This is a genomic window from Stenotrophomonas sp. PAMC25021, from assembly GCF_004795795.1.
Taxonomy (GTDB): domain Bacteria; phylum Pseudomonadota; class Gammaproteobacteria; order Xanthomonadales; family Xanthomonadaceae; genus Stenotrophomonas; species Stenotrophomonas muris.
Map to the genome: position 1 here is coordinate 1,475,776 of NZ_CP039255.1, position 13,991 is coordinate 1,489,766.

The window sequence follows — 13,991 nt, forward strand, 5'->3', positions numbered from 1 at the left end:
CCTCCGTCCCCTTTTTTTCAGGCGGCGTCGGGCTGGTTTTCCGGGCGTGCGCGGTCGAAGGCATCCACTGCCTGGCAGGCCGCTTCGATGCGGCGCAGGGTCGGGTACGGTGCCAGGTCCAGGCCGAAGCGGTGGGCGTTGTACAGCTGCGGCAGCAGGCAGATATCGGCCAGGCCGGGACGGTCACCATGGCAGAAGGCGCCGGTGTCACGACTGTTGACCAGCAGGGCTTCCATCGCCGCGAAGCCCTCGGCGATCCAGTGCAGGGTCCACTGCGTGCGCGCATCGGCCGGCACCTGCAGATCGCGCTCCAGGTACTGCATCACCCGCAGGTTGTTGATCGGGTGGATGTCGCAGGCCACCAGCTGGGCCAGCGCCCGCACCCGCGCGCGGCCGGCGGCGTCGGCCGGCAGCAGCGGTACCTGCGGAAAGCGCTCGTCCAGGTATTCGAGGATCGCCAGCGACTGGGTCAGCACATGCCCCTCATGCAGCAGGGTCGGCACCTGCTGCTGCGGGTTGAGCGCCCGATAGGCATCCCGGTGCTGCTCGCCACCGTCGCGCACCAGATGCACCGGCCGGGCCTCCCAGGCCAGGCCCTTCAGCTCCAGACCGATGCGCACGCGGTAGGCGGCGCTGGATCGCCAGTAGGTGTACAGCACGATGCCGTCGTCGACCGGGATCTCCATGGCCGCCTCCATGCTCAGGGCCTGGCCGCCTGTTCGATGCGCTGCTCGATCGCACCGAAGATGCTGTTACCGGCGGCATCGAGCATCTCGATGCGGACCACGTCGCCGAACGACATGAACGGCGTGCTCGGCTTGCCATCGCGCAGGGTTTCGACCACGCGCTGCTCGGCGAAGCACGACGCACCCTTGCTGGTGTCTTCATTGGCGATGGTGCCCGAGCCGACGATGGTGCCGGCGACCAGCGGACGGGTCTTGGCCGCATGCGAAACCAGCTGGGCGAAATTGAACTGCATGTCCACGCCCGCTTCCGGCGCACCGAACCACTGGCCGTTGATGTGGGTCAGCAGCGGCAGGTGCACCTTGCTGTCCTGCCACGCGGCACCCAGCTCGTCAGGGGTGACGAACACCGGCGACAGCGCCGAGCGCGGCTTGGACTGCAGGAAGCCGAAACCCTTGGCCAGCTCGCCCGGGATCAGGTTGCGCAGCGAGACATCGTTGACCAGGCCGACCAACTGGATATGACCGGCTGCCTGTTCCGGGGTCGCCGCCATCGGCACGTCGTCGGTGATCACCACGATCTCCGCTTCCAGGTCGATGCCGTAGTCCTCGCTGACCACCTTGACCGCATCGCGCGGGCCGTAGAAGCCGGCGCTGGTGGCCTGGTACATCAGTGGATCGGTGTAGAAGCTCTCCGGCACCTCGGCGCCACGGGCACGGCGCACGCGCTCGACGTGCGGCAGGTAGGCGCTGCCATCGACGAACTCATAGGCGCGCGGCATCGGCGCGGCCAGTGCCTGCGGGTCGAGGTCGAACACGCCATCGGCATCGCCGGCATTGAGCGATTCGTACAGGGCGTTCAGGCGCGGTGCCATGTGGCTCCAGTCCTCCAGGGCCTGCTGCAGGGTGGCGGCAATGCCGGTGGCGCGCACGCCGCGGCGCAGGTCACGCGAGACGACGATCAGGGTGCCGTCGCGGCCGCCTTCCTTCAAAGAACCAAGCTTCATGGGTGGGTGTCCGGGGTCGTGGGCAAACAAGTTTCAAGTGTAATCAAATCTGCGGCGACGCCAAGCTGCAGCGCGGCATCGGCCCACCCTACCGTAGTGGGGGGTTCGGCAGGGCTTGCAGCCCTGCACCTGCTCAATGCAACAGCAACGGCAACGTCAAAAGCGGCTCTGGCTTTCTGCTGGTTGGGCGGGGCGGTGTGGGCCGGCAGGACACGCCGTAAACCCGTCCATGGGGGCTCGATGGCGCCATCCATGGCGCCAACGGTCCTGCCCACCCACACCGCCCTACCCCCGACAGATCCCCGCGGCGGCTGTTGGTGGGTGCCGACCGTTGGTCGGCACATCTGTCAGATATCGAATGAAATTCCGGGGCCAGATCCGTTTTCCTCCGGAAAACGGATCTGGCCCCAAGAGCATTTCCGACAGACCGCAGCAAACTGTCGAAGGCGGGGTGGGTCCGGTTGAGGGGGTGTGAGCGGCATGGATGCCGCGACCAAGCCCCCATGGATGGGTTTACGGCGCCCCCCTCAACCGGACCCACCCCGCCAACCCTCAGGAAGCCAGCTTTTGACGTTGACGTGGCTCTGGCCTCCGCGGGTGCAGGGCTGCAAGCCCTGCAGACACCCCCTACCTGAACAGGCCTTTTTGCGCGAAGTCTCGAACATCGTTTAGACTTGCAGGGTCTGCAGCGGCCGTCCGTTTCCCTCCGGGATCGCCGGCGACCAGGGTCCGCCCTCTTCGCCCGCCCCCACTCCGACGCCGTTCGTCACGCATTCCAGCCTGCGCTTCGTGCCGGCTGCACCCAATTCTCGCAGCGCGGTTCACGGGAACGCTCCGAGTCAGCCGATCAGTTTGATCTGCCCCCGTCTGTCCGCTCGGACAGGCGTTTCTTGTACTTGGAGCAAACTCAATGTCTTTTGAATCGCTGGGCCTGGCGCCCTTCCTGCTGCGCGCGCTCGCCGAGCAGGGCTACGAAAACCCGACCCCGATCCAGCAGCAGGCGATCCCGCTGGCGCTGGCCGGTCGCGACCTGCTGGCCGGCGCACAGACCGGCACCGGCAAGACCGCCGCGTTCGGCCTGCCGCTGCTGCAGCACCTGGGCACCGCCTCGCAGGAGGTACGTGCCGGCCCGCGCAAGCCGCGCGCGCTGATCCTGGCCCCGACCCGCGAGCTGGCCACCCAGGTGCATGACAGCCTGCGTGGCTACAGCAAGTACCTGCGCATCCCCAGCGCCTGCATCTACGGCGGCGTCGGCATGGGCAACCAGCTGGACATCCTGCGCCGTGGCGTGGACCTGCTGGTGGCCTGCCCGGGCCGCCTGATCGACCACGTTGAGCGTCGCAGCGTCGACCTGTCCGGCATTGAAGTGCTGATCCTGGACGAAGCCGACCGCATGCTCGACATGGGCTTCCTGCCGTCGATCAAGCGCATCCTGGCCAAGCTGCCGAAGCAGAACCGCCAGACCCTGCTGTTCTCGGCCACCTTCGAGGACAACATCCGCCAGTTGGCGCTGGAGTTCATGCGCAACCCGGAACAGATCCAGGTGACGCCGAAGAACACCGTGGCCGAAACCATCACCCACCGCGTGCATCCGGTCGACGCCGGCCGCAAGCGCGACCTGCTGCTGCACCTGCTGGCGCAGGACAGCCGCGAGCAGACCCTGGTGTTCGCCCGCACCAAGCATGGCAGCGACAAGCTGGCCACCTTCCTGGAAAAGTCGGGCATCAAGACCGCGGCGATCCACGGCAACAAGAGCCAGGGCCAGCGCCTGCGTGCGCTGGGTGACTTCAAGGCCGGCCGCGTGACCGTGCTGGTGGCCACCGACATCGCCGCGCGCGGCATCGACATCAACGAGCTGCCGAAGGTGATCAACTTCGACCTGCCGATGGTGGCCGAGGACTACGTGCACCGCATCGGCCGCACCGGCCGCAACGGCGCGACCGGCCAGGCGATTTCGCTGGTGGCGCAGGATGAAGTGAAGCTGCTGCGCGCGATCGTGCGCCTGCTGGGCCGCGACATGGACATCCGCGATGTGCCGGGCTTCGAGCTGCAGACGCCGATCCGCTGGGGCAACAGTGCGCCGGGCAAGGCGGAGCACGATACCGGTGAGCGCGCGCCGCGCAAGAGCCACGCACGCCGTCCGCACGGCGATGCGCCGCGCCATGCGCATGCCGGCCCGAAGAAGGCCGGTGGTGGCCGTCGCGAGGGCGGCGGCAACGGCCAGCAGCGTGCGGGCGCGGGTCAGGGCCAGCGCCGTGGCGGTGGCGGCAATGGTGGCGGCCGTGGTCGCGGCCAGGGTGGCAACGGCGGCGGTCGCGCCGGCTGATCCCAGCTGACAGGGAGGGTGCTTCCCGCTGCGCGGGGGCTTCTTACCGAGGGACGGCGCTGACGCGCCGTCCTTTTTTGTTGCTGGCTACCGGGTGACAAAGCACGCGGTGGCAGTACCGAGGGCGGATGGACATGGGGGCAGCGCAGAACACGCTGTAAATACGTCCATGTAAGCTCGATGGCGCCATCCATGGCGCCAACGGTTCTGCGCTGCCCCCATGCCCATCCGCTTCAAGCATTGCCTGCGCCTTCTTGTCCCGCCGGGTAGCCGGGAGAAGAAAGATCAAATTCAAGTTCAAATTCAAATTCAAAGGCAAAAGCCGAAGTCGCAATTCCTGGCTTTGCTTTTGCTTTTGTATTTGCCCTTGCTCCCGCCTTGGGGTCTGCGTCCGCGCCCGCAGGAAACTGTCATGGGAGGCAGGGGGCCTCAGCCAGGACCGTTGGCGCCAAGGATGGCGCCATCGAGCCCCCATGGATGGGTTTACGGCGTGTCCTGGCTGAGGCCCCCTGCCTCCCAAGCACAACAGAAACTCGGCGCCAAACACCTCAACCCCGCGCTTTCGCCGGATTTACCAGATTCCCGAAGAAGATCGCGTTGATCAGCAGCCGGTCCGTGCCATGCCAGTACTTGCGATGCGCCGGATCATCGGCGAACAGCACCACGTTACCCTGCCCCTGCGCCGACACCAGCAGCCACGCGCTGCCCGCCACCCGCGTGCGGTTGCGCTCGGACAAGTAACCGTTCACCCGCGGCGGCGCGTCGATGCGTACCACCGTCGAGAACGGGTTCGCACTCGGCTGCAGCGTCACCGTGTTTTCCTTGTTGATCGCCAGTTGCCGGCGCGGCACGCCGAACGCCAACGGATGGCTGGTATCCACGTCGGCACTGAGGATGTTGCCGCTGACCCGCTCGATCGCAGCGATGTCGCGCTGGTCGCCGAACGCACGGCGGCTCTCGTCGGCAGTCTCTTCTTCCTTACCGAGCTTCTCGCCGTCGGCCAGCTTCTGTTCGATCGCCCACTTCGAGGCGCTGCCGTAGGTCACCAGTGAACCTCCGGCCTGCACCCAGCGCTTCAGTGCGGCCACCGCCGTGGCATCGATGCCGGTGTAGGTGCCGCCGGACAGCACGATCGTGGTGTAGCGGTCCAGCGGCACCTTGCCCAGCTGCTGCGGGTCCAGCTTGCTGGCAGGCAGGTGCAGCTGCTGGTCGAGCAGGAACCACGCCGAACCGATCTCGGTGGCGGCCACGCCCTCGCCCATCACCAGCGCGACCGTGGGCTTGCGCAGCGCCTTGACGCCGTCACTGCCGAGGTCGATGCCTTCGCGGCTGCGGCCGCTGGGCAATGCGTGCACCTGCACACCCGCCTCGCGCGCGGCCGACGTCACTGCCTCAAGCAGCGCTGCGCCCTGCAGCGATTGCCCGGCCACCGGAATCACCAGGCTGCCGGCGGCGAAGCTGACCTCGCCCTGCGCGGTCGCGGTGGTGAACGGCTGGAATGCCGCACGTGCGCTCACGCCCTTGCCCTGCAGTGCAGCCAGCGCGCGCCCGGCGTTGTAGTCGCGCCAGTCGATCGCGTAGGCAAATCCGGCCTGGCTGCCCAGCACCGCACCCTGCGCCGCCGGCAGCGCGGTCACGCGTGCACCGCCTTCGATACGGCTGCGGCTACCGGCGAAGGCCACGCCGTAGGCCGGTGCGATTGCATAGCTGGTGCTGCCGTAGAACACATCACCCTTGATCGGCGGCGTCTCGGCAAAGATCGAATGCACCAGGCGGAACTGCGCCTGTTGGACCGGCACAACGTAGGCGCTGCCGGCATCGAAGCGCTGGCCATCGACAGTGACGGCACGATCCAGCGCGCGCACCTCGACGCGATGCAGCAGCAACAGTTCCAGCAGGCGGCGGGTCAGTGCCGGGTCATGCGCATCACCGAACACGAAGCTCTTCACCGGCTGCTGTGCGGCCTGCTTCAGCGCGCTCTGGAAGAACTGCTTCTGCAGGTCGAACAGGCCGCTGCGCTCGGTCACTGCGCCGCGCACGGTGCCCAGCCCGGTGGCGACCTGGTTGCGGATGGTGAACGGGAACGTCAGCAGGCCATTCACCGATTCCTGCACGCGGCCGCGTGAGCTGGCCTGTTCGACGGTCACGCCGACGGCACCATGGAAGTCCGGGTAGGTCGAGCCGTATACCGGCGAGAAGTTGTCGAAGTTCTCGCCGGTGTAGTACAGCGAGCCCAGTGCATCCAGCGCCTGCGCGTGGTACCTGGCCAGGGTCTTGTTGAATTCGTACGACGCCGCGGGAATCAGCGGACTGTGCATGCTCTTCGGCGAGGGCTCGAAGTAGTAGGTGCTGTCCTTGCCCATTTCGTGGAAGTCGATCTGCACGTTCGGGTACCACTGGTGGAACACCTCCACCTTCGGCCGCGAGTCCTGCTGGGTCAGGGCCAGCCAGTCGCGGTTGAGATCGGTGAAGTAGTGGTTGGTGCGCCCTTGCGGGAACGGTTCGACGTGCTCCTTGTCGGCCGGGTCGGCCGAGGCCGGATCGGAGGCCCACGCGTTGTGCCAGTTGGCGGCACGATCGCGACCGTCCGGATTCTGCGCCGGGTCGAACAGCACCACCGCCTGCTGCAGCCACTGCTGGGTTTCGGCGCTGCGGTTGGCAACCAGGTAGTAAGCCGTCAGCATCGCCGCCTCGGCACTGGAGGTCTCGTTGCCATGCACGCTGTATCCCAGCCACACCACCACCGGGCTGTCGCCCGCCGCACTGCGCGGCTGCGCCGGATCGGCCAGGGTCGCGTGCTGCTGGCGGATCTGTTCCAACCGCGCGTGGTTGCCTGCGGCAGTGACAGTGGCGATCAACAGCGGGCGGCCCTCATAGCTGCGGCCGATCTCGCGCACGCTGATCCTGTCCGAGCGCCGGGCCAGTTCCTGGAAGTACGCCACCAGCTGGTCGTGCCGGGTGTAACGGCTGCCGATCGGATAGCCGAGGAACTGCTCCGGCGTGGGCACGGCGGTATCGAACGCCGCTGCATCGGCAGCCTGCGGAAAGAAGTAGGTGCTCTGTGCCTGTACCGGCTGCGGCTGGAACAGTGCGGTGGCGGCGGCAAGCAGCAACGGAAGAACGGCACGACGATGCAAGGACACAGTGACTCCCCTGGAACACAACGGCAGGCGGTCGCGCGACCGGTCCCTTGGGGAGACCGGTCGCAGCGGGTGGATCAGAAGCGGTAGTCGAAGCCCAGCGTGAAGTAGCGGCCGCGCAGGTCGTACTGGCTGAAGTCGTACGGCGCGCGGATGCCCGGGAACGAGGCATCGTACGGCGGCGTCTTGTCGGCCAGGTTCTGCACCTTGGCGTACACCGTCAGCTTGTCGATGCCGGTGTAGCCCAGGTACAGGTCGTACTGGCTGTAGCTGCCGACGCGCTGCTGCACGGCCTTGGCGGCGGTGCTGGCCTCCTGGCGGTAGCTGCTGGTGTAGTACCAGGTCACCGCGGCGTTGAAGTCGCCGTATTTCCAGTCCAGGGTGGTGGTGGCCTTGTCCTTGGGCAGGGTCGCGCCGAGGTTGCTGCCGGCGTAGTCGACCAGCGGGCCGCCGACCACGGTCGGGCGACGGTAGTCGCGCACGTGGGTGTAGGCGGAGGACACGGTGAAGTCGCCGAGCGCAGCGGTCGGGATGCGCTGGCGCAGCTCGACGTCGATGCCCGAGGTCTTCAGCTCGCTCAGGTTCTGGTAGCGGTTGTAGACGGCCTGCAGCTTGCCGCGCTCGTCGCGCTGCACGGCGCCGGCCACGTTGTCGTTGACCAGGGTCTGGGTGTTGTTGGTGCCGACCAGGTTGTCCAGCTGGATGCGGTAGTAGTCCACGCTGAGGTTGGTGTTGGCCCATGGCGACAGCACCACGCCGAAGTTCACGCTCTTGGTGCGCTCGGGCTTCAGTGCGTTGTTGCCAACGGTGAAGAAGGTCGGATTCTGGCGCGAGCCCGGCACGTCCGGATCACGCGGGTCGGCCACGCTGCCGTAGGCGATGCTGGTGCTGTTGGAGTTCTCCGACAGCGACGGTGCACGGAAGCCCTTCGACGCCGAGGCACGCACCAGCAGGAAATCGAGCGGCTGCCAGCGCAGGCCGATCTTCGGCGAGAACGCATCGCCGAAATCATCGTAGTGATCGGCACGCGCGGCGGCGGACAGTTCCAGGGTCGAGGCCAGCGGCACGTTCACTTCGGCGTAGGCGGCACTGACCTGGCGCTGGCCATGTACTTCGGCGATGGCCGGGCGCACCTGCAGGCCGGCATCGATCTGCCACGGGTTGTTGGAATCGAGCTTCTCGCGGCGCCACTCGGCACCGGCGGCGAAGCCGATCTCGCCAGCCCAGGTGTGGCCCAGGCTGCCGGAAATCTTGGCGTCGACGCCCTGCAGCTTGGACTCGGCCGGACGCAGCGTGGCGATGTTGATCGAATCACGTACCGACTGCGGCGTGGCCGCCGGATTCAGCAGGTTGTAGCTGCCGGTGGCCAGCGCATCGGCCAGCGCCCAGCGATTGGCGAAGCCGCCGGACACGCTCTCACGCTCGCTGCTGCGTGCGCCGAATGCAGCCACTTCCCAGTCCCAGTTCGCAGTGGTGCCACGCAAGCCGAACACGCCGCGATAGGCGGTGGAACGGTTGGTCTTGATCGTGCCGCCGAGGTCGAAGAAGGTGTATTCGATCGGGATCGCACGGCCGTACGGGTTGTACGGATTGTTGGCCGGCAGCAGCGACGACACCGGTTCGGCCAGGCCACTGTTGGCGTTCAATGCGAAGCGGCCGCTCTCCAGGGTGAAGAACGGGCTGCTGCCGAACCATGCGGCACTCTTGATCTGGCTGTACAGCACTTCGCCGAAGGCTTCGACGTTGTCGTTCAGGCGGAAGGTACCGTTGGCATAGGCCTGGTAGCGCTTGGTCGAGGGGATCAGCGTGGTGAACGGGGCCTGGTTGAAGCCGCAGGTGTCGCCGGCCAGGCCGTCGATCGGCGCGCTGGCGACGCGGGTGGTACCGACCGGGCAGTTGCCGTTGGCGTCGAGCATCGGCACCGACACGCCGTTGACCAAGTAGCGCGCGCCCTTGGCCGACCAGCCGTTCCAGCGGCCACCGGGCTTGTCGGTGTAGATGCCGCTCCTGGTCAGGTTGCGTTCGTCCTGGTCCAGACGTTCGCGGTTGTAACCCTGCAGGCTGAAGAGGATGTTGTAGCCATCGGTGTCGAGATCACCAAGGCCGCCGACGAACTTCAGGTTCTGCTCGTGCAGGCCGCCCTGGTCGGCACCGCCGAAGCTGCCGCCGATCTCGGCGCCTTCGAAGTTTTGCCGGGTGATGATGTTGACCACGCCGGCCACGGCGTCGGAACCGTACACCGCCGAGGCGCCGTCCTTGAGCACTTCGATGCGCTCGACCGCGACCAGCGGCAGCGCGTTGAGATCGACGAAGGTGTCAGACAGGCCACCGGCCGGGAAACCATAGTTGGCCAGGCGGCGGCCGTTGAGCAGCACCAGCGTGTTCTTCTGCGACAGGCCGCGCAGGCCGATGCCGGCCGAGCCGGAGGCCCAGCCGTTGTTGGTGGTTTCGTTGCTGGCGTTGCCGGTGTTGGCCGAGATCGAACGCAGCACATCGGCCACGGTGGCCTTGCCGGTCTGTTCCAGCTGCTGGCGGCCGATCACCTGCACCGGGTTGGAGGCCTCGGTATCGGTGCGCTTGATGTTGGAACCGGTGACACGCACAGCGGCCAGGGTGCTGGCTTCGCCACTGGCGTCGGCGGAGGTTTCGGCGGCGGCAGACAAAGGCGCGGCCAGAGCGACGGCCAGGGCCGCCACGAGCAGGGTGTGCTTGGGCATGACGATGTGGGGGAGGTGGTAAGGGCGATGAAGTTCCGCAGTAGTCCATGCCTGGCCCGGGTCCGGCCAATAACATCTCTTCATACGGATATAAGAGAAACTATCATCTCTTCATCCGGATGGAAAGAGTTACTTCACGAAAGCCCGGCATCCGCTCAGGATGGCCGGCCACCTGCGGCGTACAATTGCGCCATGGAAATCTTCAAAGTCTTCATGCTCGAGGCGGCGCACCGCCTCCCCAACGTACCGCCGGGGCACAAGTGCGCGCGCCTGCACGGCCACTCGTTCCGGGTGGAACTGAAGGTCGAGGGCGAGCCGGGTGCGCAGACCGGCTGGATCATGGATTTCGGTGACGTGAAGGCGGCCTTCCAGCCGATCTACGATCGCCTGGACCATCACTACCTCAACGACATCCCCGGTCTGGAGAACCCGACCAGCGAGAACCTGGCGGTGTGGATCTGGAACGAGCTCAAGCCCGGCCTGCCGGCGCTGAGCGAGATCACCGTGCACGAAACCTGCACGTCGGGGTGCCGTTACCGCGGCCCCACTGCCTGATCAACCCATTGATCTGAAAGGTGTTTCAAAGGCGCCCCGAGCGCCTTTGTTATTTTTGTTGCATTGCCGCATCAAGGGCGTATGCTGCAATGCATCAAGCCACTCCCTGACGCCCCCCATGGCCGCCGCCTTCAGCGATCGCTTCAGTGATGCCACCCGCCAGCTCGCCGCCGCGGCAACGCGTGCGAACCGGTTGGCGTTGGAGAACGCGGAAAGCATGTTCGGCGTGCAGCTGAAGGTGATGGAGCGCAACCTGACTGCGACCGGCGGCTGGCTGGGTGAACTGGCCCGCGGCGAGGATGCGGCCGGGACGCTCTCCAAGGGCGCGCAGCTCTGGCAGGACAACCTGCAGCGGCTGGGCCAGGCCCAGCAGGACGTGGTCGGTCTCGGCCTGCAGGCCAGCAAGGCTTGGTCCGAGCTGGTGCAGGGCTACAACGAATCAACGGCGGACGCGAACAACCACTGACGCGACGCAACACTCATTGCGTGGGTCCCTCCCCCCACGCAATCCGGACCCGGCAGATCCCTCCCTCTGCCGGGTCTTTTTTTGCTTGTCGTTTCGATACCGAAGCGCGTCTTCGTGCGACGTCTCTGCAGGCTGAAGGGCCCCGCCGGGGCGGGCAGGGGTCTGGGCAAATGTCCCCCGGCGCCGGCCGTTGGCCGTCACCTCCTCCTTTACTTTGCCCAGACCCCTGCCCGCCCCGACGAGGCTCGGCGTGCGGTGAGGAGAGCGCAGCACGCGCGGCCGCCTTTCAAGGAAGCGCCGACGAACTCCCAACGCAGGGCGGATGCCCTTGCGTACGAAGTAAAGGAGGAGGTGACGGCCAACGGCCGGCGCCGGGGGACATTCGTACGCAAGGGTCTCCGCCCTGCGCCGCGCAGAATGCATCCGCCACACACATGTCTTCGTCCTGATCCGCCGCGAACCGATGGGCCCTGCCCGCCCCGACGAGGCTCGGCTTCCGGCGAGGAGATCACAGCGCTCGCGGCCGCCTTTCAAGGAGGCGCCGGCGAACTCCGAACGCCGGGCGGAGGCCCTTGCGTACGAAGTAAAGGGGGAGGTCACGGCCAACGGCCGGCGCCGGAGGACATTCGTACGCAAGGGCCTCCGCCCGGCGCCACGCAGAATGAACCCGCCGCACGCATGTCTTCGTCCCGATTCCCCGCGAACTGACGGGCCCCGCCGAGACAGGCAGGGGCCTGGGCAAATGTCCCCCGGCGCCGGCCGTTGGCCGTCCCCTCCTCCTTTACTTTGCCCAACCCCCTGCCCGCCCCGACGAGGCTCGGCTTGCGGTGGGTAAGGCTGCGAACAATCTGCCTTCAATGAGGCGCCGACGAACTCCGAACGCAGGGCGGATGCCCTTGCGTACGAAGTAAAGGGGGAGGTGACGGCCAACGGCCGGCGCCGGAGGACATTCGTACGCAGGGGCATCGGCCCGGCGCCACGCAGAATGAACCCGCCGCACGCGATGCAGGAAGGGCTCAGCGCCCGCGACCACCATGCCAGTGCTGGTGCCACGCCTGGAACATCAGCACGTTCCACAGGTGCGTGTGCCACTTGCGCTCGCCCCGCAGGAACGCCTCCCAGATACCACGCACGCGTGCCACATCGAAGCAGCCCTGGTTGCGCAGCAGCTGCGGATCCAGCAGCGCCTCCGCCCAGTCGCGCAACGGACCGGCCAGCCAGCGCGCCATCGGCGGGCCGAAGCCGCGCTTGGGGCGATACACCAGCGGATCCGGCAGGTAGCGCGCCAGCAGGTGCTTGAGGATCAGCTTGTGCTCGCCATCGTGGTACTTCAGGTGCTGCGGCAGCCGCCAGGCCAGGCGCACCACCTCCATGTCCAGCAGCGGCGCACGGGTTTCAACGCCCGCCGCCATGCCCGCACGATCAACCTTGGCCAGGATGCCCTCGGCCAGGTCCATGCGGAAATCCAGCAGCTGGATGCGCGCCTCGGCCGGCAGCGCCGTGTCCTGCTGCTGGAAGATCGTCACCGGCTCACGCGCACCCAGCACCACCTGCGCCGGCTGCCGCCAGCGGGTCACGCGCTGCAGGTAGTGACCTTCCACATCATTGGCAGCCACCTCGGCCACCAGGGCGCGCCAACCACCGAGGCGGCCGCGCTCGACGTTCATGCGGTTGCCGCTGCGCCGCGCCAGGTCGCGTACCCAGTCCGGCAGGCCACCACACAGGCGCGCATTGCGCAGCGCGCGGCCATAGCTGGGATGCCCGAAGAACAGTTCATCGCCACCGTCACCGGTCAGTGCCACCGGCTTGCGCGCCCCCAGCAGTTCACTGGCCAGCAGCGTCGGCAGCTGCGAGGCGTCGGCGAAGGGCTCGCACCAGACCTGCGGCAGGCGCTGCAGCAGGTCCAGGCCCTGGCGCGCGTCCATGCGATGCAGGTGGTGTTGCACGCCCAGATGGCGCGCGACCTGCGACGCCCAGTCGCTCTCGTCATGCCCCGGATCGTCGAAGCCGACCGTCCACGCTTCGATCGGCAGGGTCGATTGTGCCTGCATCATCGCCGTCACCAGCGAGGAGTCGGTACCGCCGGACAGGAACGCGCCGCACGCCAGGGGCGAGTGCATGCGTGAGGCGATGGCCTTCTGCAGTACCGCTTCAAGCTGGTCGGTGGCCTGTTCCAGGCTCGGCGCCGGCTGCAGCGGCTCCTGCAGTGCACTCTGCATCGCGTCGCGTGCGCACCAGTAACGCGCGCCGCCCTGCGCGGCCTGGCTGGAGCAACCCGCGGCATGGTCGCTGAGATCGATACGCAGCATCGCGCCCGCCACCAGTTTGTGGATGCCACGGTAGATGGTGTGCGGCGCCGGCACATAGTCGTGGCGCAGCAGCAGGCTCAGGGCATCCTGGTCGATGCTCGGCGCGAAGCCGGCGAAGGCCTGCAGCGCCTTCAACTCCGAGGCGAACAGGAACTGGCCCTGGTACCAGCCGTAATACAGCGGCCGCTCGCCCACCGGATCACGGGCCAGCCACAGCACGCGCGACTCCCGGTCCCAGACGCTGAAACCGAAGGCGCCTTCGATGCGCGACAGCGCCCGCTGCACGCCCCATTCGACGATCGCCTGCAGCAGCAGCCGCGCATCGCTGCAACTGCGGGGCAGATCGCGCAGCTGCGCCTGCAGGTCGCCGCGGTTGTACAGGCGGCCGTCCAGGCACAGCACGTAGCGACCGCAGTCCGAGCTCAGCGGCTGCAACGGCGTATCGGTCGGCGCCCGGCAATGGCCCAGCGCGAGGCCGGCCTCGGCGTCGGTCCAGTAGCCGATGCGGCCACGCCCACGCTGCTGCAGCGCGCGCAGCATCGGGGCCAGCTGCTGCAGCAGCTGCTCATCCTCGGCGGGCGGCAGCCAGGCCCCGACCACGCCGCTCATCGGAAGCCTCCGCACTGGCAGCGGCGGGACAGGTTCGGCAGGCAGGGGGCGGCGGGCGACATGGGGACGGCACGCGGAGCGGAGGAGACTCCATGCTCGGCGCGGGGGCGCGCGGCGTCAGTCGCTTTGCTGTCAGCGATCATCACCAGCCGTATCACGAAGGTAACGTTTTGTAACAG

General features: G+C 67.3%; 8 protein-coding genes. 3 read left to right on the top strand and 5 right to left on the bottom strand.

All coding sequences use genetic code 11. The annotated features are described in order from the left end of the window. Positions 1-17: 17 nt before the first annotated feature. Both maiA and E5790_RS07035 read right to left on the bottom strand, forming a co-directional pair. Positions 18-686, bottom strand: coding sequence for a maleylacetoacetate isomerase (maiA, locus tag E5790_RS07030; protein WP_032957926.1), 669 nt, complete (start codon positions 684-686; stop codon positions 18-20). Between the two features lie 14 nt (positions 687-700). Next, the gene (locus E5790_RS07035; protein WP_111205552.1) at positions 701-1,690 is read right to left on the bottom strand and encodes a fumarylacetoacetate hydrolase family protein; all 990 of its coding nucleotides are present in this window, start codon (positions 1,688-1,690) and stop codon (positions 701-703) included. Between the two features lie 910 nt (positions 1,691-2,600). On the opposite strand from E5790_RS07035, the gene E5790_RS07045 reads away from it, so the two are divergent. Further along, complete coding sequence (locus E5790_RS07045) at positions 2,601-4,016, top strand: DEAD/DEAH box helicase (RefSeq protein WP_111206780.1); 1,416 nt, start codon at positions 2,601-2,603, stop codon at positions 4,014-4,016. Positions 4,017-4,564: 548 nt separating this feature from the next. Here E5790_RS07045 and E5790_RS07050 read toward each other — a convergent pair. After that, positions 4,565-7,159: a M14 family zinc carboxypeptidase gene (locus tag E5790_RS07050; RefSeq protein ID WP_111206779.1), complete on the bottom strand. Its 2,595-nt coding sequence runs from the start codon at positions 7,157-7,159 to the stop codon at positions 4,565-4,567. Positions 7,160-7,233: 74 nt separating this feature from the next. After that, entirely contained in the window at positions 7,234-9,873 is a 2,640-nt protein-coding gene (locus E5790_RS07055; protein ID WP_111206778.1) for a TonB-dependent receptor, read from the bottom strand. 192 nt (positions 9,874-10,065) lie between these two features. Here E5790_RS07055 and queD point away from each other — a divergent pair, with 192 nt between their 5' ends. Both queD and E5790_RS07065 read left to right on the top strand, forming a co-directional pair. Then, entirely contained in the window at positions 10,066-10,428 is a 363-nt protein-coding gene (gene queD / locus E5790_RS07060) for a 6-carboxytetrahydropterin synthase QueD (protein ID WP_014645831.1), read from the top strand. A gap of 118 nt (positions 10,429-10,546) precedes the next feature. Continuing rightward, on the top strand, positions 10,547-10,894 hold the full coding sequence (locus E5790_RS07065; protein WP_014035870.1) for a phasin family protein: 348 nt from the start codon (positions 10,547-10,549) through the stop codon (positions 10,892-10,894). 1,016 nt (positions 10,895-11,910) lie between these two features. On the opposite strand, the gene asnB is transcribed toward E5790_RS07065, so the two are convergent. Continuing rightward, positions 11,911-13,812 carry an asparagine synthase (glutamine-hydrolyzing) gene (gene asnB / locus E5790_RS07070; RefSeq protein WP_111205400.1) on the bottom strand — a complete coding sequence of 634 codons (1,902 nt, stop codon included), beginning with the start codon at positions 13,810-13,812 and terminating at the stop codon, positions 11,911-11,913. Positions 13,813-13,991: the final 179 nt, after the last annotated feature.

Bases quoted from the DNA above. Each gene is read 5' to 3' on its own strand.
- maiA (WP_032957926.1), bottom strand. From the start codon at position 686: ATGGAGATCCCGGTCGACGACGGCATCGTGCTGTACACCTACTGGCGA.
- E5790_RS07035 (WP_111205552.1), bottom strand. From the start codon at position 1,690: ATGAAGCTTGGTTCTTTGAAGGAAGGCGGCCGCGACGGCACCCTGATC.
- E5790_RS07045 (WP_111206780.1), top strand. From the start codon at position 2,601: ATGTCTTTTGAATCGCTGGGCCTGGCGCCCTTCCTGCTGCGCGCGCTC.
- E5790_RS07055 (WP_111206778.1), bottom strand. From the start codon at position 9,873: ATGCCCAAGCACACCCTGCTCGTGGCGGCCCTGGCCGTCGCTCTGGCC.
- queD (WP_014645831.1), top strand. From the start codon at position 10,066: ATGGAAATCTTCAAAGTCTTCATGCTCGAGGCGGCGCACCGCCTCCCC.
- E5790_RS07065 (WP_014035870.1), top strand. From the start codon at position 10,547: ATGGCCGCCGCCTTCAGCGATCGCTTCAGTGATGCCACCCGCCAGCTC.
- asnB (WP_111205400.1), bottom strand. From the start codon at position 13,812: ATGAGCGGCGTGGTCGGGGCCTGGCTGCCGCCCGCCGAGGATGAGCAG.